At 58.5% G+C, this 23,191-nt stretch carries 18 protein-coding genes; 6 read left to right on the plus strand and 12 right to left on the minus strand.

What is annotated here, in order from left to right; translation table 11 throughout:
- Window positions 1-203: 203 nt before the first annotated feature.
- On the minus strand, window positions 204-1,520 hold the full coding sequence (locus tag J122_RS10445) for a MinD/ParA family protein (protein WP_061332256.1): 1,317 nt from the start codon (window positions 1,518-1,520) through the stop codon (window positions 204-206).
- Between the two features lie 227 nt (window positions 1,521-1,747).
- Here J122_RS10445 and J122_RS10450 point away from each other — a divergent pair, with 227 nt between their 5' ends.
- The 4 genes from J122_RS10450 (at window position 1,748) to J122_RS10465 (ending at window position 7,864) form a co-directional block, all read left to right on the plus strand.
- Complete coding sequence (locus tag J122_RS10450; RefSeq protein ID WP_227510168.1) at window positions 1,748-3,724, plus strand: HDOD domain-containing protein; 1,977 nt, start codon at window positions 1,748-1,750, stop codon at window positions 3,722-3,724.
- 21 nt (window positions 3,725-3,745) lie between these two features.
- On the plus strand, window positions 3,746-5,923 hold the full coding sequence (locus tag J122_RS10455) for an EAL domain-containing protein (RefSeq protein WP_061332258.1): 2,178 nt from the start codon (window positions 3,746-3,748) through the stop codon (window positions 5,921-5,923).
- Between the two features lie 234 nt (window positions 5,924-6,157).
- Window positions 6,158-6,811 (plus strand): class I SAM-dependent methyltransferase, encoded by a 654-nt coding sequence (locus J122_RS10460; protein ID WP_061332259.1) that lies wholly within the window; start codon window positions 6,158-6,160, stop codon window positions 6,809-6,811.
- 45 nt (window positions 6,812-6,856) lie between these two features.
- Complete coding sequence (locus J122_RS10465) at window positions 6,857-7,864, plus strand: DUF2156 domain-containing protein (RefSeq protein WP_061332260.1); 1,008 nt, start codon at window positions 6,857-6,859, stop codon at window positions 7,862-7,864.
- Here J122_RS10465 and murI read toward each other — a convergent pair.
- Together murI and nudC are read right to left on the minus strand one after the other, a co-directional pair.
- Window positions 7,842-8,687 carry a glutamate racemase gene (gene murI, locus J122_RS10470; RefSeq protein ID WP_082780564.1) on the minus strand — a complete coding sequence of 282 codons (846 nt, stop codon included), beginning with the start codon at window positions 8,685-8,687 and terminating at the stop codon, window positions 7,842-7,844. The genes J122_RS10465 and murI overlap by 23 nt on opposite strands.
- On the minus strand, window positions 8,687-9,517 hold the full coding sequence (nudC, locus tag J122_RS10475) for an NAD(+) diphosphatase (RefSeq protein ID WP_061332262.1): 831 nt from the start codon (window positions 9,515-9,517) through the stop codon (window positions 8,687-8,689). The genes murI and nudC overlap by 1 nt, the downstream gene beginning before the upstream one ends.
- Window positions 9,518-9,657: 140 nt before the next feature.
- Here nudC and plsB point away from each other — a divergent pair, with 140 nt between their 5' ends.
- Complete coding sequence (plsB, locus tag J122_RS10480) at window positions 9,658-12,129, plus strand: glycerol-3-phosphate 1-O-acyltransferase PlsB (RefSeq protein WP_061332263.1); 2,472 nt, start codon at window positions 9,658-9,660, stop codon at window positions 12,127-12,129.
- A 29-nt stretch (window positions 12,130-12,158) separates the two neighbouring features.
- On the opposite strand, the gene J122_RS10485 is transcribed toward plsB, so the two are convergent.
- From J122_RS10485 to ppc, 6 genes are all read right to left on the minus strand, one after another.
- Window positions 12,159-12,983: a class I SAM-dependent methyltransferase gene (locus tag J122_RS10485; RefSeq protein ID WP_061332264.1), complete on the minus strand. Its 825-nt coding sequence runs from the start codon at window positions 12,981-12,983 to the stop codon at window positions 12,159-12,161.
- The gene (locus J122_RS10490; protein ID WP_061332265.1) at window positions 12,983-13,357 is read right to left on the minus strand and encodes a hypothetical protein; all 375 of its coding nucleotides are present in this window, start codon (window positions 13,355-13,357) and stop codon (window positions 12,983-12,985) included. Before J122_RS10490 ends, J122_RS10485 begins: the two co-directional genes overlap by 1 nt.
- A gap of 103 nt (window positions 13,358-13,460) precedes the next feature.
- Entirely contained in the window at window positions 13,461-14,165 is a 705-nt protein-coding gene (tsaB, locus tag J122_RS10495) for a tRNA (adenosine(37)-N6)-threonylcarbamoyltransferase complex dimerization subunit type 1 TsaB (protein WP_061332266.1), read from the minus strand.
- Between the two features lie 33 nt (window positions 14,166-14,198).
- Window positions 14,199-14,852 (minus strand): adenylate kinase, encoded by a 654-nt coding sequence (gene adk / locus J122_RS10500; protein WP_061332267.1) that lies wholly within the window; start codon window positions 14,850-14,852, stop codon window positions 14,199-14,201.
- A gap of 228 nt (window positions 14,853-15,080) precedes the next feature.
- Window positions 15,081-16,451 carry an HDOD domain-containing protein gene (locus J122_RS10505; RefSeq protein ID WP_058091708.1) on the minus strand — a complete coding sequence of 457 codons (1,371 nt, stop codon included), beginning with the start codon at window positions 16,449-16,451 and terminating at the stop codon, window positions 15,081-15,083.
- A 57-nt stretch (window positions 16,452-16,508) separates the two neighbouring features.
- The gene (gene ppc / locus J122_RS10510; RefSeq protein ID WP_082780556.1) at window positions 16,509-19,154 is read right to left on the minus strand and encodes a phosphoenolpyruvate carboxylase; all 2,646 of its coding nucleotides are present in this window, start codon (window positions 19,152-19,154) and stop codon (window positions 16,509-16,511) included.
- 104 nt (window positions 19,155-19,258) lie between these two features.
- Between ppc and J122_RS10515 the strand changes: the two genes are divergently transcribed.
- The gene (locus tag J122_RS10515; RefSeq protein WP_061332268.1) at window positions 19,259-19,492 is read left to right on the plus strand and encodes a hypothetical protein; all 234 of its coding nucleotides are present in this window, start codon (window positions 19,259-19,261) and stop codon (window positions 19,490-19,492) included.
- Window positions 19,493-19,572: 80 nt separating this feature from the next.
- On the opposite strand, the gene J122_RS10520 is transcribed toward J122_RS10515, so the two are convergent.
- The 3 genes from J122_RS10520 to relA all read right to left on the minus strand — a co-directional run bounded on the left by J122_RS10520 (window position 19,573) and on the right by relA (window position 23,139).
- Entirely contained in the window at window positions 19,573-19,917 is a 345-nt protein-coding gene (locus J122_RS10520; RefSeq protein WP_061332269.1) for a hypothetical protein, read from the minus strand.
- Window positions 19,918-20,065: 148 nt separating this feature from the next.
- Window positions 20,066-20,905 carry a nucleoside triphosphate pyrophosphohydrolase gene (gene mazG, locus J122_RS10525; protein ID WP_061332270.1) on the minus strand — a complete coding sequence of 280 codons (840 nt, stop codon included), beginning with the start codon at window positions 20,903-20,905 and terminating at the stop codon, window positions 20,066-20,068.
- Window positions 20,902-23,139 (minus strand): GTP diphosphokinase, encoded by a 2,238-nt coding sequence (relA, locus tag J122_RS10530; RefSeq protein ID WP_061332332.1) that lies wholly within the window; start codon window positions 23,137-23,139, stop codon window positions 20,902-20,904. The genes mazG and relA overlap by 4 nt, the downstream gene beginning before the upstream one ends.
- Window positions 23,140-23,191 lie beyond the last annotated feature (52 nt).

Genomic DNA, 23,191 nt, shown 5'->3' on the forward strand with positions numbered 1-23,191 from the left:
AAGTCGCGGGGGGCCGGTTTCCTTTGCCCCGACATGTATGCATCCGTTTTGCATCCGCCTGTCAGAGCTGCCTGCATAATGCGGGCCACGATTTCGTTCAATTCTTGCACAATGATCGTTACAGGGCGGTGACAGACTGCAAAATTACGACACATAAATCCTTAAAAAAATGACCAGCAAGTGGGCACATACTCTTGGCTCGTTCACGATCGGGTAGGATCCCTGCCTGCCAGTGAACGCAAGAGGTCATCCAGGGAAACATCCGAAGGTTTCTCCCGCAGCACACGAAGTAATTGATCCTGCTCGCCAAAACTGACTCGATCGTACAGTGGTCCCTCCACCCCTTGGGGCAATGCAGCAGGCTCTGGCTGAGCCGAGGGTGACGCCAGATCCTCGGCCAGGTGCCGCAGGTGGGCCGCCAGCCTATCTCGGTCAACCTGGCGCAGATGCTCCCATTTCATTGATGCCAACCCGGTTTGTACGATCTCCACGGTATCGGCATCAGGGTTGCGCCCCAACAGTGCAAAAAGACGGGTAAATGCGTCATACCGGAGCATGGCATCGTCCGGCTTTGCCGCCAGCAATTTTTCCAACTGCCCGACCAGGGCACGACATTGCTCGCCGACGGATTCACCACCGGGAATGGCGGCTTCAGCCTGCCCGGCTTGCCGGCGCGCGGCCTGATGCCAGTAAGCCGCTATACCGGCTTTGCGCCGAGGCAGTGCCGCCAGGTGAACATTGAGCATTTCCGCCAGGGTGTGAAACTGCCTGCATGAGGGGTCAGAGGTGGGTAGCAGGGTCACAGGGTGTTGATTGAGCACGGACTGCCGAAGCGTTTCATCCCGCCAAAGTGCCCCCAGGTAATGCAATGTCCACTGCAGATGCCGCTGGCAGGCACCGTTCAGACGCTGGAACACCGATCTTGCCTGGCTGGCGCCTTGTGCCATGTTGACGATCACGGACGGCCTGCGCCTGTACCCTCGGCGCTTGAGAACTTTCATTAGGGAGAAAGCATCGGTGAGTGAGGCTGGGTCAGGGGTTACGACCACACAGGCCAACTCTGCCGCTGCGATCATATGAAGACCTACAGTCTGCAGTCCTGATGCTGTGTCAATAATCACATAATCGTAACAATGCTCCAGCTCATGCAGCGACTTCAGGAGCTTCAGGCTGTCTTCGCGGGTCATCTCCATACACGTCTGAACCCCGGAGGCACCTGGAACAATGTCCAGCCCATAGTGGGTTTGCAGAATGGCATCAGCCAGACCACACCGGCCGGCAATCACATCGGCAAGCGTGCGTTCCGGATAGAGCCCCACCAGAAGACTCACGTTGGCAAGGTCTGTGTCCGCGTCCAGCAACAGCACTTTCTGCCCGGCTTTGGCCAGGGCAAGCGCCAGATTGACGGCAACGGTGGTCTTTCCCACTCCACCTTTACCGCCTGTTACCGCGATGGTTCTTGGTTGGCGCAACTTTTGCCTTCCCTCGTAGCTTGAGCAACCGAAAACAGACGAATCCATAGGCTTGTCACTATAAGCGACATTTTAACCTGTAAAAAGGGTACACATATCACAGAGTTGAAATACCCTGCTTAAAAAATCAGCAATAAAGGTTTAACACAGGTGGATTATTGTCTAAGCTCACTGACTTATAAGAAGAATGAACACCCTGTCATAAAACTCTGATACAGAACAGGGAACCTTGCCCCGCAAACACAATGGCACGGAGCAAGGACAAAGGGCGCGCGATGACTAATGCGATGGATATTGCAGCTGATCTTCAACTACCGAGCCTGCCGGAGGTAACCCTGCGGGCGCTGAAAGCATGTCATGCCGGAGACAGTTACCGCGAGATCAGCCAGATTGTCGCCACGGACACCGCACTCGTCGCCCGACTTCTGTCATTGGCCAACTCCGCCCTGTACAGAAGTAATCCTCCCATCCGCTCCGTTGAGCAGGCACTGCTTCGCCTGGGCACCCGCCGCTTCCAGACCCTACTGCTGACATCGGCATTGCGACAATTGCTATTTGAACTCGGCGGCGACGAGTGGCAGCAACTGAGGGATTTCTGGCGCCACTCTCTGACCACAGCCCTGACCGCCCGGGCCCTGGCCACACTGACACGCTATCCGAGCCCTGAAGAAGCGTTCCTGCTTGGCATGGTTCACAACATTGGTGAACTGATCGCCATCAAGACCCAGCCCCAGGAACGCAAACAGGACATCCTCAACCACCAGAATGAGATTGCCGCCCATTTTGTAACCGTATGGGGGTTAGGACCGTTGGCGGCAGACGCCATGCGATATCAGCAGTCGCTACCAACCCAGCTCCGGGACGCCAGCCACCTGGTGAAACTGATCAGCCTGTCGACCCGGCTTGCCCTCTCAGATTCAGCGGGCATTGCTGCTGCAGGAACGATCTTTGGGTTGCAGGAAGACCTGACACGGGAAATCTGCGACAGAATCAACGAAGAAGTAGCCACCATGGCGGCCTCCTTCGGAATTCCTCTGGACACCGCCTACCAAAGTGAGGAAGGCGCCCGGCAGCTCAGGCAAACGCTGATACACCAGGCGATCGCCAGCAAAACCCTTGAGCTGCGAGCCACAGACAGCGCGACCCCGTGCGATCTGATCGCCAGTACCGTCAGCAGTCTAGGCGTCCTGACCGGACTGCCGGCCCTGTGCTTTGGCCCCGAGGCAGAGGAGCTCAGGCTGCTTTCCGGTACCGGCACCAACCTTCCGGACCTGCGCCTGTCGCCCCAGCCTGGCGGCAGCGTCCTGACCGATGCGTGGAACGGCGGCACCCTGGTCAGCCTGAACGAACGCGAGCCCAGCGTACTTGACCGACAACTGCTGGCCATTCTGAGAACGCCGTCTCTCCTGGCGATTCCTGTTCAACAGGGTGGGCAAAAACACGCGATCTTTGCCTTGGGCACGGACTCCGAATCAATGGAGGTCACTACCCAGCTGGTTCGGCTGTTCATCCACGAGCTTACCCAGCTGATTGAAAGTCAGACAACCGAAGGGCCAGGCGTCGACAGCCAGATCGCCCACGACCGGATACGTCGCCAGGTACATGAAGTCAGTAACCCCCTGACCATCATCAAACAGTACATTTTCCAGCTTCGTGCCCGGATGCATGACGAGACCGTTCAGGAAGACCTCGACATAATCCAGGAGGAACTGGATCGGGCAGGCTATCTGTTGCTACAAATCAGCACCGGCGATGCACCCGGCACTGCCAGTGGTACAGACCTGAACCGGGAACTTGAAAGCCTTGCCCGCATCCTTCAGGACAGCCTGTTCAACAGCAACGACCGCACCCTCAAACTGAAGCCATGCCGTGAGGACACCCAAGTGCAGGGCAGCGCCTCTGCCGTCCGGCAGATCATCATCAATCTGATCCGCAACGCCGTTGAGAGCCTGGGGCCCGGCAATGGCGAGATTTCCCTGAGCACTGCAGCACCAATATTCCAGAACCAGCGCCGCTGGGTTGAATTACAAATTACCGACAATGGCCCCGGCATTCCCGAGGCCGTCAGGCGCAACCTGTATGCGCCGGTAGCCAGTTCGAAGGGTCAGGGCCACAGCGGCCTTGGCCTGAGCATTGTCAAGCAGCTGATTGATGACATGGAGGGCATCATCGCTTGTCACACGGGGCAGGAAGGCACTACCTTCCGGATTCTGCTCCCGGCGGCAGGCCACAACAAGCATGGTACCGACTGACGAATTAGCGGAAGCAGACCAATGGCATTAGAGCAGAGCAAGCAGCCCTTCCATGGGTCCGAACCGGCCAGGATTCTGATAGCCGATGACGAACCACGCCTCCTGGCCAGCCTGGCCAAGTTACTGAGAGGCCGAGGTTTCGAGGTAACCGAAGCCAATGGCGGAAAGCAGGCTTGTGAACAACTGGCCGGGAAGGCCTTTGACCTGGCACTGCTCGACCTCAACATGCCAGACACCGATGGTTTCGCAGTGATGGAGCGCATCGCCAGCCAGCAGCCGGATTGCGGTGTGGTTGTGGTCAGCGGCGAAGGATCTTTCGGTACCGTCAGTCGGGCATTGCGCCGGGGAGCCCTGGACTACATACGCAAGCCGTTTGATCCCGAGGAACTGCTGACCACGGTTGAGGGCGTACTGGGCAAACAGTCTCTGATCAAAGCCCACGAAATGATCCAGACCCGGTTGGAGAAATCCGAAGCCCTGCACCGCTACATCGTCAACAGTTCACCGGATATCGTATTCATGCTCGATAAAACCGGCCATATCTGTTTCATCAACAACAAGGTGGAAAGCCTGCTGGGCTATCAGCCTTCGGAGCTCTGCGGTCGTCATTTCGGGCACATTCTGGACGACCGGGACGTGGCCAGGGGCACCTATGCCCTGCAGGGGCCGGATATCTCGGTGGATAACCCCAGAACGCTGGAAGTGCGCCTGAAAACCCGAGGCAGTAGCAAGGCAACCCGGCATTTCGAAATCACCGCCTTCCCGGTAGACCCGCAAACCTGGCCCCAGACCGGCGACACCCGGGGCGGCTCGACCACCCAGCCGGCCCGTTATTACGGCATCGCCCGGGATGTAACAGAGCGCAAGGAGGCCGAAGCGTTCATCAATTTCCAGGCCTACCACGACCTGCTCACCAGACTGCCCAACCGCGCCCTGTTCAAGGACCGCCTGGAGCTGGCCATCACCCAGGCCCGGCGGGCCAAGCAAAAACTGGCGGTTATGTTCCTGGATCTGGATCGGTTCAAAGTGGTCAACGACACCCTGGGCCACGCCATGGGTGACCGCCTGCTACAGGCCGTCACCCACAGGCTGGAAAAGTGCCTGCGGCGTGGCGACACCCTGTCGCGCTTCGGCGGTGACGAATTCACCCTGCTGCTGCCCTCGGTAAACAGCCCGGAAGACGCCCGGGGCATTGCCAGGAAACTGATACAGACCCTGAAAGATCCTTTCCAGCTGGGTAACCACGAAGTCTTTGTGGGGGTCAGTATTGGCATCGCAGTGTTCCCGGATGCTGGAAACTCCATGGACCAGCTGATCCAGAACGCGGATATTGCCATGTATCACGTCAAAGCCCGCGGTAAAGATGGCTATCGTTTCTATTCCGACAGCATGAGCATCAATACCGCCAACCGGCTCAGCCTTGAGCGGGATTTACGGCTGGCCCTGGAGCGAGACGAACTCAGGGTGTTCTACCAGCCTCAAGTCTGCTCCAAGTCCAACCAGGTGGTGGGGCTGGAGGCTCTGGTGCGCTGGCAACATCCGGAACGGGGGCTGATCTATCCGGGCGACTTCCTGCCACTGGCGGAAGAAACCCGGCTAATCGGCAAGCTCAGTGAGCGGGTGCTGGACCAGGCCTGCAGAGACGTAGGACACTGGATCAACAGCGGGCATCCGAACCTGCGCCTGGCAGTCAACCTGTCACCCAGCCAGGTAGAGCATCCGCGCTTTGTCGAGACATTGCTGGAGCAGGTCCAGTCCCATCGTTTTCCTGTCGGCAATCTGGAAATCGAGATCACCGAGAACGTGATCATGAACGATCTGGAACAGATCAGCCGGAAACTGAAAGAACTGGCGGATTGCGGTGTACGCATCGCCATTGACGACTTCGGCACCGGCTACTCCTCCCTCAACTATTTGCACCGGTTGCCCATCCACACCCTGAAAGTGGATCAATCCTTTGTCAGGGCCATTCGCAGCGGAGAGGACGGCGCCTGCATAGTGAACGCCATCGTTGCCATGGCCCACGGCCTGAAACTGGAGATCGTCGCAGAGGGCGTGGAAACAGACGACCAGCTCAACTACCTGACAAGCCTGGGCTGCCATCAGGTGCAGGGATTCTTCTACGGCCCCGCCCGACCAGCGGCCGATATTGACCGGCTGCTGAGCCGCGATGGCCTGGCCTTCGCCCACACCGGATAACCGGTTTTCGATTGTAGGACACTCCTAACTAAAACATTGACCCGGTTTGCAAAGTGTTTCGATACGTTACTTTGTGTATCTGGAATTGCGCAGTACTGCACATCTTTGAACCCACCCCTTCTCTAAGCTCAGGTTATCAGTAACCGATCACCGGACTGTCCGACAGGCTGTCGGAATAACAATCACAATAACGGTGACGTTCAACCAGCGAACAAGAAGAAGGCAGCAGTCATCATGCGCGACAAGTACAAGTACATCGGCCCCGTCTATGACTTTCTGAGCAACCTGTACAGCGGCAAGAACATTCACCGCTGTAAAACCGCCATGCTCGACGTGGAAACCGTCAAACCCGGTGACCGCATCCTGTTTGCCGGCGTTGGGCACGGCCGGGACGCCATCCGCGCCGCCGAACTGGGCGCCGATGTGACCGTGGTCGACTTGTCTGAAACCATGCTCCGCAAGTTTGCCGATGCCCAGCAGAAAGAAGCGCCGAACCTGACCATCCGCCGCATTCACAGCGACATCATGAAGGTGAACGAGTTCGAGCAGTACGACATGGTAGTGGCGAACTTTTTCCTCAACGTGTTTGACGAAGACATGATGGTGAAAGTGCTGGAACACCTGATTCGCCTGGGCAAGGCAGACGCCAGCGTGGTGGTTGGTGACTTCTGCTACCCCACCGGCAACATCCTCTCCCGCATGTTCAAGAAGCTTTACTGGTACATGGCGGTGTTCATCTTCTGGCTGTTTGCCAACAACGCCTTCCACAAGATCTACAACTACCCGGAACACATGCAGCGCCTGGGCCTTCAGGTTACCGAGAAAAAGCATTTCAAACTTCTGAACATGGATTGCTACTGGTCGATTCTTGGCCGCAAGCAAGCCTGAATCTCTTCCGACTCAAAATAACAACAGGTTACCGGGAGCCTCATCATGTCAGATCAGATTCTTGCCCTCGACAACATCAGGGAACTGGCAGACGGCCAGTTCAGCTTCGCCGAGCGCGTCAACTACCTCAAGAAATACGGTCAGCACTCTCAGTCGTTCTCAACCCTGCAGCCGGGCATGCAGTATTTTGATGTGCCGGGTATGGGCTACATTGCCTATATGCGCAAATGGGGCGGTACCTTTGTCCTGTCAGATCCAGTGAGCGCACCCGAACATTTCCCCGCCATGCTGGAGAAGTTCCAGCAGACCTTTCCCAACGCCTGCTACATCCAGGTTTCGAAATCGGTGGTGGATTTTCTACACCTTCGCTTCGGCCTGTATGGCACCCAGTTTGGCTGCGAATCCCGGATTGATCTCAAGTCCTGGTCTCTGACCGGCAAGAAAAAGCAGATTCTGCGCACTGCACTGAATCAGGCTGAGAAGAGTGGCATTACGGTCATGGAGCGGTTCAGTGACGACCACACCCGAGAAATCTCCGAGGCCTGGATACGCACCCGCAAATGCAAGAGCAACGAGATCCGCTTCCTGATTCGCCCCATGGAAATGGACTACCGGGAAAACGAGCGACACTTTTACGCCTACCAGGACGGCAAGGCGGTGGGCTTCATCTATTTTGATCCGATCTACCGCAACAACGAGATCATCAGTTACGTACCGAATATCTCCCGCGCCAACGCCGATTTTCGACAGGGCATTTTCTACACCCTGATGGCCCACGCCATGGACACCTTCAAGGCCGAAGGTGTGCCCTTCCTGGACCTGGGCCTGATTCCGCTCTCGCTGGACCAGGCCACGGAACACCAGGAAAGCCGATTACTGAAACGTTTGATGCACGGCATCTACGAGAAAGGCAATTTCCTATACAACTTCAAAGGCCTGGAGTTCACCAAATCCCGCTTCCGGGGTGACAACTTCAAAACCTACTGCTGCCATAAACGCGCTATTCCGGCTCTGGAATTCCTCGCCATGTTCAAGCTGACCCGGCTGTTGTAACGCCGGGCCAATGCTCGCAAACCCGCGCCACTGAAATCCCCATTTCGGCCATGAACAGGGCAACATCCGGCGGGGCGTCCCCGGTGAAGCGGGCCTCTGACACCACGCCACCGGTATCCGCTCTGGGGGTTTCCGCTGCCGCCAAACGCCCGGATTCACCCAGCAAAAAGGCGACCCGGCGAGCGATGGCGTCACCGGAATCCACCCATGCAGTGACCTCCGGCAGGCTTTTCCGGAGCCAGGGTAACAACAGCGGATAGTGAGTACAGCCGAGCACTACGGTATCGACACCCGCCTCACGCAGTGGCGCCATAGCCGCATCCAGTTCTGCCTGGGGCGGTTCTGCGCCTTGCACCAGCTGCTCTGCCCAGCACACGAGCCCAGGGTGGCCAAGCCGCACCACGTCGCAGTCACTGGCAAACTCGGCAATGAGCTTGTCCAGATAGGGTCGCTGTACCGTTGCCGGCGTTGCCAGTAGCCCAACCCGACCATTTACGGTGCAGGCGGCGGCGGGCTTGATAGCTGGCACCACACCCACAACCGGCAGCTCCGTCATGGCCCGCAGGTGCGGAAGCACCACCGTGCTGGCGGTGTTGCAGGCCACCACGATGATGTCACAAGGCGACTGTTGCAGACTTTGCCGGATCAGAGAGCAGCAGCGCTCAATCACCACCTGTTCGCTCTGACCGCCGTAGGGAAAACCAGCGTTGTCCGCCAGATACACCAGGTCCGCACCGGGAAGCGACTGGTGAATTCGGGCAGCCACGCTGAGCCCGCCAACCCCGGAATCAAATACCAGCACCCGAGGAGACGCCCCGGCCATCATCCGGCATCGCTCCCATTCTCGGCAATTTCCTGTTTCATGGCACTGATCAGGCGGCCGGCAATGGTGGTATCGGGCGGAATGGGTGGATGATCGTCGGCACTGAACCAGCCGGCATCCGCCAGCTCATCTTCCTGCAGGCTGAGTTCGCCACCCTGAAAATCGGCAAAAAAGCCCACCATCATCTGATGGGGAAAAGGCCAGGGTTGGGAACTCCGGTAGCGGATGTTGCCAACGTCCAATCCGGTCTCTTCTTTTACTTCCCGGGCCACGGCCTGCTCAAGGCTTTCCCCTGGCTCGACAAAACCGGCAATCAGGCTGTAGAAATTCCGGGTCACCCTGGAAGACCTCGCCAGCAGGAACTGGCTGCCGCGCCGGATAACCACAATCACACAGGGTGCGATTCGGGGATACCAGGGAATATTGCAACGGCTGCACCAGCGAGCCCGCTCCCGGGGATGTGACTCGGTTCGCTCTCCACAGCGACCGCAAAAGCGGTGATCCTGCCACCACTGCAATACCTGGAAGCCGGTACTGAGCAAATCTGCAGGCGCGTCGGGTGACACCAGCAGGGCGTCCCTCAAGGTAACCAACTGGGCGCCAGGTAGCCCGGAGTCTGGCAAGGTACAAACAAACAGGCGCCGACCATTCCAGGTACCCAGCGCAAGGGCCTCCGGGCGACTGTCGCCCATTTCCGGACCGCCCCAGGCCAACAACCAGCCGTTATCCGGCTTAAGGACATTGTTTCCGGAAAACGCCAGAAGCAGGTCCCCCTGCACTGGGGCGTCCTCATGCCAGCCCGGCAACCACTGCTCGCTTTTGCTCACCATGCTTTTGCCTTATCAGCAACCGTTTGTCTGAGCGGCAATGTAACACATCACAATCACTACCAAGAATCTGTATACCGCTTTCCGCACCCGCCTCAACCCGTTAAACTTGGCGCCTGTTTCCAGTACCGGAGTAACATCTTATGCGACTTTATCAGGGCATTCGCAGCCTGATCCTGTCTCTTTTCCGCAAGATCCTGTTTTTATGGGTCAGGACCGATGTCAGCGGCAATACCCTGGAGGCCCTGGGGCTCGATCCGGACAAACCGGTGTGCTATGTGCTCCAATACAGCTCGTTGTCCAGCCGCCTGGTGCTGGAGCAAGAGGTCATCCATGCCCGACTGCCCGGCGCAACCGACAGCCTGCCCGTAAAAAACGGGCCGGCCCACTCCTTTTTCTATCTGTACAAACGCATTGGCGGGCCGTTCAGCGGAGGTCGGCAAACCCCGGTTCCCACCAAAGAGTTCACCGGCCTCGTGCAGTTTGGCCTGGAGCATCCCGAACAGGACGTACAGATTGTTCCTGTCTCATTGTTTTGGGGCCGTTCTCCGGATAAAGAGAAATCCCTGGTCAAGCTGTTGTTGTCAGACACCTGGTCGGTTGCCGGGCGGCTGCAGAAGTTCCTGATCATTCTGGTGCATGGTCGCAACACCTATGTGCAGTTTAACCAGCCCCTGTCACTCAAGCAGGTGGTCGACGAATACCGGAACAACGAAGAAAAAGCCAAGCGGAAACTCGCACGTATTCTGCGCACCCATTTCCGCCGGGTTCGCCAGGCGGTGCTGGGGCCTGACCTGTCTCACCGCCGTACCCTGGTGGAAGGCCTGGTGCGCACCCAGGCTGTCAAGGAAGCGATAAGGGAAACCGCCGCCAAAGACGACATCCCGCCTGAAAAGGTTCGCGCCAAAGCCTACAAGTACGCGGACGAAATTGCCGCCAGCATGTCCATCGTGACCATCCGGTTCCTGGAACTGGCGCTGGCCTGGCTCTGGAACCGCATCTACAACGGCATCGCCGTCAACAACATCAAGGTGGCCAAGGAAGTCGCCCAGGACCATGCCGTGGTCTATGTTCCCTGCCATCGTTCGCACATCGATTACCTGTTGCTGTCCTACGTGCTTTACAAGAACGGCCTGATGCCGCCCCACATTGCCGCCGGCATCAACCTGAACATGCCTGTTGTTGGCCCTATCCTGCGCAGGGGCGGAGCTTTCTTCATGCGCCGCAGCTTTCGGGATAACCCGCTGTACGCCACGGTTTTCAACGAATACATGCACGTGATGTTCACCCGCGGCTACTCGGTGGAATACTTTGTCGAGGGCGGCCGCTCCCGTACCGGGCGCATGCTGCCACCACGTCCGGGCATGCTGTCGATGACCGTGCGCAGTTTCCTGCGGGATCACCGCAAACCCATCGTATTCGTGCCGGTTTACATTGGTTATGAGAAGGTGATGGAGGGCCGCTCCTACCTGGGCGAGCTGCGCGGTAAAAAGAAACAGAAGGAAAGCGTCTTCGGCCTGGCCAAGACGGCCCGGAAACTGACCAACTCGTTCGGCCGGGTAGCGGTGAACTTTGGTGACGCCATACCACTGGCCGATGTTCTGGACGAAGTCCATGAAAGCTGGCGCAGCGAGGCTTACGACGCCGAGTACCGGCCTACGTGGCTCACCGAGGCCGTGGATGAACTGTCCAAGCGGGTAGCCAGCAACATCAACGCTTCGGTGGCGGTCAACCCGATTGGCATGACCGCCACGGTTTTACTGGGCACCGAGCGCCTGGCCATGGATGAGGGGCAGCTGATCAGGCTGATGGACCAGTATGCCCACTTGCTCAGGGCCTACCCGTACGCCAACACCGTCACCTTGCCAGAGGGTTCTGCGCGGGACTGGGTTGCTTACTGTGAGAACATGGGGCTGATCACCCGCCAACCCCAGAAACTGGGCGATATCATTGCCCTGGAAGGCGCCAACGCCATTCTGATGACTTACTACCGCAACAACATCCAGCACCTGTTTGCACTGCCGGCGCTGATTGTCAGCCTGTTCGAGAACAAAACCAGCCTGCGCAGAGACAAGGTTCTGTTCCTTACCAGTGTTGCCTACCCTTACCTGCAGTCCGAACTGTTCCTGAAATTCGGTCAGGATGAAGTGGAATCGGTTATTAACAAGTGGATCGACGTGCTGATTGATCAGGGCTTGGTTATCCAACTGGATGACGAGCGCCTGGGTCGCCCCGAAGAAGGCACCGAAGCCATGCTGCGGGCCCGCATCCTGTCCCGGTTTATCATCCAGACCCTGGAGCGCTACCACATTACCCTGGGCATTCTCCGCAAGTATGGTTCGGGCAAACTGACCGCGGCGGAACTGGAAGAGCAAAGCACGCTGCTGGCCGAGCGGATGTCTATCCTGTTTGGCCTTAATGCGCCGGAGTTCTTCGACAAAACCCTGTTCCGGAACTTCATCGCCAATATGCAGAAAACCGGCGTGCTGACCACCGATGACAACGGCCTGCTTTGTTACGGAGAAGGTCTGGATGAGGTGGCCGAAGATGCCCGGCTGGTATTGAGCGTTGAGAAAAGACAAGCCATTCAGCAGGTCACCATGCTGGATGCGTGAGTCTTTGAGGCGGGCCGGCCCGGGTTATCTCAGGCCGGCAGCGCCTTGATGGAATAGATATCGTATCGGCTGCTTTTACCTTCCAGCCGCGTAGTGGGCTCCGGCCCCGCCACCGCGGGCGCCTTCCGGGGGCGTTTCACAACCACCCGGTAACGGGCACAGGCCAGGGCTGCGGCAAGCAGCTGTTCAGAATCGTCATCGTCTCCCACAACTTGCCGGAACACCTGCATTTCCTTTTTGACCAGGGCGGCTTTGTCCCGGTGGGGGAACATCGGGTCCAGATACACCACATCCGCCGCATCCTTGCCGGCGCTCTCAAGCCAGTCAATGGAGCTGCCGGCTTCAAGCTGCATGTGCGCCACCAGGGGCGCGCAATCGATATTCAGTGCGGCCCTTGCCAGGCCATCTGCCAGCACGGCATGGATCACCGGGTTTCGCTCCAGCAGGGTTAACCGGCAACCCAGGCTGGCAAGCACGAAAGCGTCCTGGCCGAGGCCGGCAGTGGCATCCAGTACGTGCAGCTGGGCCCTGGTTTTCTGCAAACCAACCGCCCGGGCCACCAACTGGCCGGTACCGCCGCCATGCTCCCGACGGTAGCCCATTTTGCCGGTCACAAACTCCGCCCGCACCGGTCCTGGCGCCCCTTTGCCGGTCAACTGGAGGGCAAGCCCTTCGTCGTCCATGTACAGCAGCACCGGAAATTCCCGGACCTGTTTGGGTTTGACGATACCCAGCCAACGCAACTCCAGCTCTTCCGCCAACTGTCGTGCAGCCATCTGGTCACCCAGCGGGCTGCAACCAACGGCAACGGTCGCCGTCAGGGAGTGGCAAGTATCATGGGAAGGGTTTGGCATCAGACGAGAATGTCGATACCGGAAATAACCGAGCCACCCTCGAATTCCTGCCCGGCGGCGGCCACACCGGCAAAGGTCGAAAGCGCTCTTGAGGCTGGCAAAGGCAGCTCGTCGGCGCGGAATCGTTCAAGCCGGGCATCCTCAGCGGCCCTGCGGGCTTCAACGCGACGATCGGTCGCTTCACTAGCCGTCTGGTTACCGGGAGCGGTATCCCGGCTTTGCTGGGGCGCATTCAGGTCACGGCGAACCGACTCGGCACCGGGGGCCTGGGGAGAAGCGGCCGGGGACCTGGCGACATCGGTACGCTCTCGTGCCGGGTTGTTGTTACCCGTTTGAATCAGGGAGGAATTGGCCGGATTAATACCACCGATCATAATGCGCAACCACAGAAACGGTTCAAGTGTGTTGCTGCATTATGGAAGAACCAGGGCCTCTTGGAAAGGCAGGCGGCAACATTTCTGATCAGAAAACGACCTTTCACGCACGACCGGGCAGTTTCTTCCAGGCCACTTCATCCCGGACATAGACCGGCTGCGCCAGCTCCGCCGGCACCGCGATGCCATGGCGAAAATCCTGTTCTGCCAATCGTGCCACCATGGCGGCCCGGGGCACCAGGGTGTCATCCACCGCTCTGATCCGGCAGACCACCACTTCGGGCATATCGCCCTTTAATGTCCAGCCCTGGCCGGCACCAGTCCAGTTCGCTGATACGTCTGAGTCCGGCAGGCTCACCGCCCCGGGCGGGCAGACCCGCTCCTCGCCGATCAACACCGGCAACCCCTGCTGACACAGGAAGGTACCCCAGTACACTTCGCCCATACGGGCATCAAAGGCCACCGCAATGTGTTCACCATCGGCCAACTGGTGCTGTTCAATGGCGTCCAGGGCGACAGCCGACAGCGACGACACCGGCACAACCGGTAAGTTAAGCCCCCAGGCCAGCCCCTGGATAACCCCGGTCGCAATACGCAAACCGGTGAAGGAGCCCGGGCCACGGGCAAAAGCCAGGGCGTCAAGATCGTTCCGGGAAAGCCCCTGTTCGGCGAGCAGTTCGCGAACCATGGGCATTAGAAGGCGGGTGTGGCCCCGTGGGGCCAGTTCAAACCGCTCGCTGATCTGGCCATCCAGCCATAGAGCGGCGGAGCAGCCCTCAGAAGACGTATCCAGTGCTAAAAGCTTCACAGAATCAAGCCTCCCGGGCTACTCCGGTTTCGATTACTTAAGCTGGGACAGGATCTGGTCGCGGATGCTGTCCAGGCTACCAATGCCTTCCACGCGCACGTACTTGGGCGCGTCGGCAGGTGCCTTGCTGGCCCAGTCCTGGTAGAAGCCGATCAGCGGCGCTGTTTGCTCGTGGTAGATGTTCAGGCGCTTGCGTACGGTTTCTTCCTTGTCGTCTTCACGCTGTACCAGCGGTTCGCCGGTCTCATCGTCCTTGCCCTCTACCTTGGGCGGATCGTATTTCACGTGATAGATACGGCCACTGCCTTCGTGCACACGACGGCCAGACAGACGACTGACAATTTCTTCGTCTTCAACTGCGATTTCCACCACGTAATCGATGGCAATACCCTGGTTCTTCAGCGCTTCGGCCTGGGGAATGGTGCGCGGGAAACCGTCCAGCAGGAAACCGTTCTTGCAATCCGGCTGCTGAATACGCTCGTCGATCAGGGCGATGATGATATCGTCAGACACCAGCCCACCGGAGGCCATCACTTCCTTGACCTGCTTGCCCAGTTCGGACTCGGCCTTGACGGCGGCACGGAGCATGTCGCCTGTGGAGATCTGGGGGATCTCGAAACGCTCGGTAATGAACTGAGCCTGAGTACCCTTTCCAGCGCCTGGCGCGCCTAACATGATGATTCTCATAACGTTGTGCTCCCGTTGTCTTATATTATCGTTTGAAAAGTTGCGGCAAAAACCGTCGCCTTTGCGACAACCTCTCAGGGGCTTCAGGCCCACTTGCTGGCGCGCCTGCCCAAAATTGAGGCAGCATTATACGAAGTCCGCCCCGACAGAGAAAGTCGACCTCCGTATCATGGTTGGAATTACCGGAAGACAGGGGGCTTCAGGCACAGAAGCCTGACGCCGTTTTGCTCAGGATGCAAGCGACGACGCCAGCACATCCAGGTCGGTTGCAACCGCCTGGATTTCTTCCTGAACCAGCGCCAGTGTTGCGGGCTCCAGGCCAAGCGCTTCTGTCAGTGCGGGGATATCATCCGGGTTGAACTCGTCGCCAATACCCTGCTCTTTCAGCAGTGCATTCGCCAGTTGGACCATCAAAACATACTCTTCATGCTCACCATGATAACCCGGGTGCTGGTGCATGCCTGCCGCCTTGATGACCGGTTCCGGCAGTTGCCAGAGCCGATGCAGAATACCGCCAATGGCACCATGGCCAACCGCCAGGATATCCTGGCGCTCGCTATGGCCAAACACTTCCTGTTCCAGTGAATGCATGCTTGCTTCAGGGTTGATCTCCCGAAGAGCGTTCAGTTCCTGAAATTCAGAGGGGAACAGGTGCCCCACCAGCAACAGGCCAAAGTTGTGCAACAGCCCGCACAGATACGCCAGCCCCTTGTCCCGGCCGGAGCGCGCCGCCAGACTTTGGCACAGGAAGGCACAATACAGTGAGTGACGCCAGAAATTATCCATGCCCAGCATTCCACCCCTGGGCACATCAAAAGCCCTCACCGATGCAATACCCATGGCAATATGGGCGACCCGATCAAATCCCAGCACCCGGGTAACGGCCTCCTGAACCGAGTTGATCTGACCAGGGTAATTGAACAGTGCCGACCGTGCGTAGCGCATGATCTGGGCCGTCATGCTCGGGTCAAACTCAATCAGTTCCGCCAGCTCTCTGGCTGTGGCTTCCGTATTGGCGGTCAGGCGCAGAATCCGCAACGCCAGCGCCGGCATGGGCGGCAGACGATAGAGTTTCTGCAGTTTGTCAGCCACTTCGTCGAGGCTCAGTGCGCCACGGGAGCCATTACCCTGCCCCCGGATAACCAGATGCCCTTCCCGGGCACCCGCCAGTGCCAACCGGAACGAGCGGCCGTCCATCACAACCAGGGTATCGTTGGTGCCAGCTGAGAACACCACCTGGTCGGCGGTGGTGAGATCTTCGTCAATCAGCACCGGCAGGTCCCAGGCATTCCCCACCGGTGGCACGAATCCCGGCTCGCAGTCGCCAAACAGCCTTGCTGTCTGGCGCGCGGTTAGCGGCTGCAGGCGACGCCCGGTAAACTGATGCAGGGTGTCCATATCCAACGTACTGTCAAAGCGATGCACCGCCATGACCACACCATTGATGTCGATCAGCAGCGTGGGCTGGATAAAATCATGCTGGGGCTTGCCAGAGGCAAGAACCGCGGCATCGAGATTGCTTACCGGTGCAATTTCGATCTGCTGATAGCTGATACCCTTGCGGGCGAGGTAATGCGACAGTCGCTCTGACAGTGCCAACGGGGAAGACTCCTTTATCCGGTTCAGGGCTTTCCGGCCCCGGCGTTATTATGCACGTTAGCCCGTATTACGCATACCAGCGGCGATGCCCGCCATGGTGACTTTCAGCGCCCGCTCCACCATATCCGGCACCTCACCTTTGCCCTCACTCTCGCGGTCACGTTTGAGCAATTCCGCCTGAAGGTAATGCAATGGGTCCGTGTAGGGGTTGCGCACTCTCATGGAATGGGCAAACACCGGTTCGCTCTCCAACAGGGCTTGCTGATCCTTGAGCTCCAGCACGCGCTCGATACAGCCGTTCAGCCGTTCCCTGAGGCTACCCCCAAGGGCCCTGAGGCTTTCATCCTCCACCAGGGTCTGCTCGTAATAGCTGGCAATGCGCAGGTCGGCTTTGGCCAGCACCATTTCCAGCATGTCGACATAGGTGCGGAAAAACGGCCAGCCCCGCATCATCTCACGCAGCTCTGGCAGGCGCTGATGCCGGGCGGCTTCCTCCAGGGCCACATCGCTGCCCAGCCAACTGGGCAGCATCAGGCGCATTTGGGTCCAGGCAAAAATCCAGGGAATGGCTCGCAAACTCTCCACGCCACCGGTGGCTTTCCGGCGCGCCGGTCGACTGCCCAGGGCCAGCTTACCCAGCGCAGTTTCGGGTGTAACCTGCCGGAAATAAGGCACGAAATCCGGGTTATCCCTTACCACTTCCCGGTAAGATTTGAGGGAACGCTCGGTCAGCCAGTCCATCATATCCCGCCAGCTGTCCTCGGGTTGTGGCGGTGGTGCCAGGGTCGCCTCAATGACGGCAGTGGTGTACAGGGTAAGGCTTTGAACCGCCAGCCGGGGCAAACCGAACTTGAAACGGATCATCTCCCCCTGTTCGGTAATCCGGAAACTGCCGTTCACCGATCCTGGTGGTTGCGACAGAATCGCCCGGTTCGCCGGGCCGCCACCGCGGCCCACCGTGCCGCCGCGACCATGGAACAGGGTCAGATGCACGCCATACTGGCTGGCTACCTGGGTCAGTTTTTCCTGGGCCTGGTACTGGGCCCAGGCTGCCATCAGTTGACCGGCATCCTTGGACGAATCCGAGTAGCCAATCATTACCTCCTGGCGGCCCTGACAGTATTCGCGGTACCAATCAACCTGATACAGGGCGGCCATGCTGTCTGGCGCGCCCTGGAGATCGCTGAGGGTTTCAAACAGCGGCACCACGCGCATCGGGAACTTCATTCCCGCTTCCCGCAACAGCAGGATCACGTTCAATACATCCGAAGGCTTGCTGGCCATGGAGATAACGTAGGAACCCAGCGCTTCCGGAGTCTGGCCAGCCACCACCTCGCAGGTAGCCAGCACTTCCTTGACGGACTCTGAGGGCTCCCAGTTGCGGGGCACCAGTGGCCGGCGGCCTTGCAGCTCGCGCAGCAGGAATGCCTGCCGGTCCGCTTCCGACCAGGACAGATAGTCTCCCAGCCCCAGGTAATCCACCATTTCCGCCACCGCCTCCGCATGCCGGGAAGCCTCCTGCCGGATATCCAGGCGAATCAGCGGCAGTCCGAATGTGTGAGCACGGCGAATGGTGTCCAACAGCGGGCCGTTGGCGATCTGCTCAAGGCCACAGTCCACCAGTGAGCGATAACACAGCTCCAGGGGGGCCGTCAGGTCTTCGTTCTCAAACAGGATGCCGGTCTCGTCCGCTAAGTGGCCTTTAACGCCGGCCTCGGCCCAGTCCCGGGTACGGACCAGGCGCTCCCGCAACTCGGCCAGTACCTGACGATAGGGTTCCCGGCAATCACCGACCCGCGCCCTCAGTTCATCACTGGCCTGCCACATGGATAACTCGGCCCTCAGTGCCTGAATATCCCGCAGGTAAAGATCGGCAGCCATCCAGCGGCCCAGCAGGAAGACCTGACGAGTCACATCGTGAGTCACGTTCGGGTTACCGTCTCGGTCCCCTCCCATCCAGGAGGCAATACGAATCGGGGAATTCTGCAGGGGCAGGCCTTTGCCCGTTGCATCAGAAAGTGACTGGTCCAGGCTTCGAAGGAATCTGGGCAATGCCTGCCAGAGGCTGTTCTCGATGACCGCAAAGCCCCACTTGGCCTCGTCCACAGCCGTCGGCCGCTCATGGCGGATTTCGTCGGTGTGCCAGGCCTCAGTAATCAGCTGTGACAGGCGGGCCACAATCTCATCACGCTCCGCCGGCATCAGATCGTCGTGGTCGAGCCGGGCCAGGCAATCCGACATTTCGTCGTATTTCAGAATCAGGGTACGGCGGGCAACTTCTGTCGGGTGGGCTGTCAGTACAAACTCAATCCGCAGGTCAGCCACCCGCTGATGCAATTCCTCAGGATCAACGCCCCCGGATTTCAATCGCTCGAAGACCTCACCCAGGGACTCCACCATCAGGTCGGAAGGGTGGCCCTGCTTACGGCGAATGCCATGGTACTGCTCGGCCAGGTTCGCCAGGTTGAGAAACTGGTTGAAGGCGCGGGTGACCGGCAACAGTTCATCGTCGCTCAGTTGCCCCAGGAGTGTTACCAGGCGCTGCCCGGAGCCACTCTCCTGCCGACGGTCAGCTTTGGCCGCAGCCCGAATCTCCTCAATCCGCTCGTAGCAGTCCTGCCCGGGAAAACGCTGGATGCTCTGGCCCAGTAATTCGCCCAGCAGACGCACATTTTCTCGCAGATCGGGGTGCAGTTCGGTCACGTTGAGTTCCTTCTGAATTGACGGAGACGAAGTAAACTTACGATACTAAGGATCCGTTCGAAAAGTCTATTGGCGATTCAATCCCCTCGCCCCAAGGAGCCACCATGAAAGTGACCGATTTGCCCCAGCACTGGGAACAGGAAAAACAGACGACGGAACGTACACACGAATACAATCTGCGCCTGCCCCTTGAAGACGCCGCCCGGGTAGCCGCGCTGGCGGAACTCTATCCAGATCGCAGCGAAAGCGAGATTCTCAATGACATGATTGCCGCTGCCCTGGACGACCTGATTACTCAGGGGCCGCTGAAGGATCGCCTGGCAGACAAGGGAAAGTAATATAGATGAGCAGACATCAACCCAAGCGCACGGCGCCTGGGTTGATGGAAACCCGGTGGTGAGCTGAATCGGTACTGGCGTCAGGCCACCGATTCAAGCTGACGGGCTTTGATCCGCTTGATATGCTTCTGGCTCAGGGCTACAAACCGCGGAGTCAGCCCCTGGTCTTCGTAGATCTCAAAACCATCCTCATCATAAGCAACCACTTTGTCGCCCTGAACGTAGGGAAAGCTGGTTTCCAGCTCATCAAGCGCAGCGGAGATCAGATCACGCATCAGGTCTTGAGAGGATTTCATCGGATACATCGCTGCCACTTTCTGCAACAGCTCGTGATGCTGGTCAGACAACGATAGGTACGCGGCATCACGAGTGAGCCGACCACGACCGTGCTTGTCCCAATGCTTGACCAGATCTTTGATTTTCATGGTGCCTTCACCCCTGCATCTTATCTGACGGTACAGCGCACCGATATGGTGCAAGCCGTACTAGAAGTGTAGACGAAGAATGACATTTCAGTGACTGAAAATTGGTAACGGATTGTACTTATCGGCTACTGTTCCGAGGCACTGACCGTTAACGGTTTTCAACCCCCTTGACCTTCTGCCATATGGCATCCAGCGCTTCAAGGGACTCCTCATCCAGATCACGCCCCTCACTTTCCAGCACCGCTTCGATCGCCCGAAAACGTGCGTCGAATTTGCGGTTCGTTCGGTTCAGGGCCTGCTCAGGATCCACTTTCATGAATCGTGCCAAATTCACGCACACGAACAGCAGATCACCCAGTTCATCCTCGACCGCATCCTGGTCGCCACTACCATTCTGGGCGGCCTGCCATGCGTCTTTCAGCTCATCGATCTCCTCGTGAAGCTTGTCGAAGACCGGGCCAACGTCAGGCCAGTCAAAGCCATGGCGCGAAGCCCGGCGCTGCAATTTTTCGGCACGGGCCATGGCCGGCAGGGTTCGTGCAATGCCATCCAGGCGGCTGACCGAAGACTCAACAACAGGTTTCTCGGCCCGCTCCTCCGCCTTGATACGCTCCCAGCTCTCCTTGATCCAGGCTTCGCTGGGACGGTTGCTCGGGTCAATGCGGCTTTCCAGAGTGCCTTCCGGGAAGACATGGGGATGCCGGCGAATCAGTTTGCGGACCAGGTGATCAACGATGCTATCGAAATCGAAATGCCCTTCCTCACGCCCCATCTGAGCGTAGAAGATCACCTGGAACAGCAGGTCTCCCAACTCATCCTTCAGATGCGGGTAATCCGCCTGTTCAATGGCATCGGCCACTTCGTAGGCTTCTTCTATCGTGTGGGGCACGATGCTGGCGAACGTCTGCCGGGTGTCCCAGGGGCAGCCCGTGTCTGGCTCCCGGAGCCGGGCCATCAGGTTTTTCAGGTCATCAATGGAATAGCTCATCCGCGCTTTCGCCTTACGTCGATGATGTTCGGCAGGTTGCGAATCTGGGCCAGCAACCGCGCCAACTGTTCCAGGCTGGAGATTTCCACCGTCACCCTCATGGTAGCGATGTTCTCATCCTTGTTGGTCAAGGTATTCAGGGCCAGCACGTCACTGCGGGACGACGACAACACATGGGTTATATCCCGCAACAGCCCCGAGCGATCGTAAGCTTCGATTTCGATATCGACAGGGTACACAGAGGCCGGCTTGCCACCCCAGTTCACCTCGATGATCCGGTTGGGCTCGAATTCCCTCAGGCTGAGGAAGGTCAGGCAGTCCTGTCGGTGCACGGTGACACCGCGCCCAACCGTGATATATCCGCCAATCGCATCACCCGGTAGCGGTTTGCAGCACTTGGCCACCTGGGTCTTGAGTTTGCCCACACCGAGAATCTGGATGTCTGACTCGGTGTCATAATCCTTCTTGCGGGCAGTGGTCAGCTTCAGGTCGAGCTGTTCAGACTTCGGCTCCAGCATCTGCTGCGCCACGTTCACCACGTGCGCAGGCCGCAAATCGCCGGCCCCAATGGCGGCGAACATATCGTCTGGCGAGTGGTAATTCACCTTTTTGGCCAAATCCCCCAGATCAACATCGTACAGCGACAAACGCTTGAATTCGTCTTCCAGGATTGCGTGGCCGTCTGTGATATTACGGTCACGATTCTGTTGCTTGAACCAGTGGGTAACCTTTGCCCTGGCCCGGGATGTCTGGATATAGCCCAGGCTTGGGTTCAGCCAGTCCCGGCTCGGCGCCGGGTTGTTGGAGGTGAGTATAAATACTTGGTCGCCGGTTTTCAGCGGATAGGTCAGAGGGACGATCCGGCTGTTCACCCGGGCACCCCGGCAGGCGTGACCGATTTCGGTGTGTACCCGATAAGCGAAATCCACCGGTGTGGCACCCTGGGGCAGATCGACCACGTGGCCCTCGGGGGTGAAGACATAAACCCGGTCCGAGGCGACGTCTGACTTCAGGTGGTCAGCCAAACCAGACAAGTCGCCCAACTCTTCCTGCCACTCCAGCACCTGCCGCAGCCAGTTGATCTTGGCGTCGTAACCGGTCGACTTGTTGTTCTTGTCGGTGCCCTTGTACAACCAATGGGCACAAACACCTAACTCAGCTTCCTCGTGCATGGCATGGGTGCGGATCTGCACTTCCATCACCTTGCCTTCGGGGCCGATCACCGCGGTATGGAGCGACTGGTAGCCGTTCTCCTTGGGGTTGGCGATGTAGTCGTCAAACTCGTTGGGAATATGCCGCCACAAGGTGTGAACAATGCCCAGAGCGGCATAGCAGTCCCGCACTTCCGGCACCAGGATGCGCACCGCACGGACATCATAGACCTGGGAAAAGTCGATACCCTTGCGGCGCATTTTGCGCCAGATACTGTAGATATGCTTGGCCCGGCCGGAGAGTTCACCCTTGATACCGGAGGCCTGAAGTTCGGTTTGCAGGGTCTCGATTACTCGCCGGATATAGCCTTCACGGTCCAGCCGCTTCTCATCCAGCAGCTTGGCGATCTTCTTGTACGCTGAGCTGTGCAGGTACCGGAAAGACAGGTCTTCCAGCTCCCATTTGATGTGACCAATACCCAACCGGTGTGCCAGGGGCGCGTAGATATCGAAGACTTCCCTGGCCACCCGCATGCGCTTCTCTTCCGGCGCATCCTTGACGGCCCGAATCGCACAGGTCCGCTCGGCCAGTTTGATCAACGCAACCCGGACGTCGTCAATCATGGTAACCAGCATTTTCCGGACATTGTCGAGTTGCCCTTCACTCTGGCCCAGCACATTGCCCTTGAGCGGGTGGTGCACCGACGAAATGGCTGCCATCTGCTGCACACCATTGATCAGCCCGGCGACTTCGTCACCGAATTCCTTGCGGATCTCTTCCAGGGGTACCCGCTCTTCACGCACGGCCCGGTACAACACCGCAGCCACCAGACTGGCCTGGTCAAGATGCAGTTCGGCCAGCACCTGTGCCATTTCCAGACCAGTACGGAAACTGCTGGAGCCCGGCGCCCAGAGGCGATCCTCTCTGAATGCCTGCATGGCAATGCTGGCCGCTTTTTCACAGGCCTGCCGGAGCTGCTCCGGATTATCCAGGTGCGTCTGTTCAGCGATGTGGCGAACACAACGATCAATGTCGATTTCGCCATCACCAGTGACCGAATAATCTTCCCGAACTTTTACCATAGCAGAGGCATACCCGCTGATTTTCCGGTTACCCGGGTCGCGATCCTGGCGA

Source organism: Marinobacter excellens LAMA 842, assembly GCF_001574445.1.
GTDB lineage: Bacteria > Pseudomonadota > Gammaproteobacteria > Pseudomonadales > Oleiphilaceae > Marinobacter > Marinobacter shengliensis.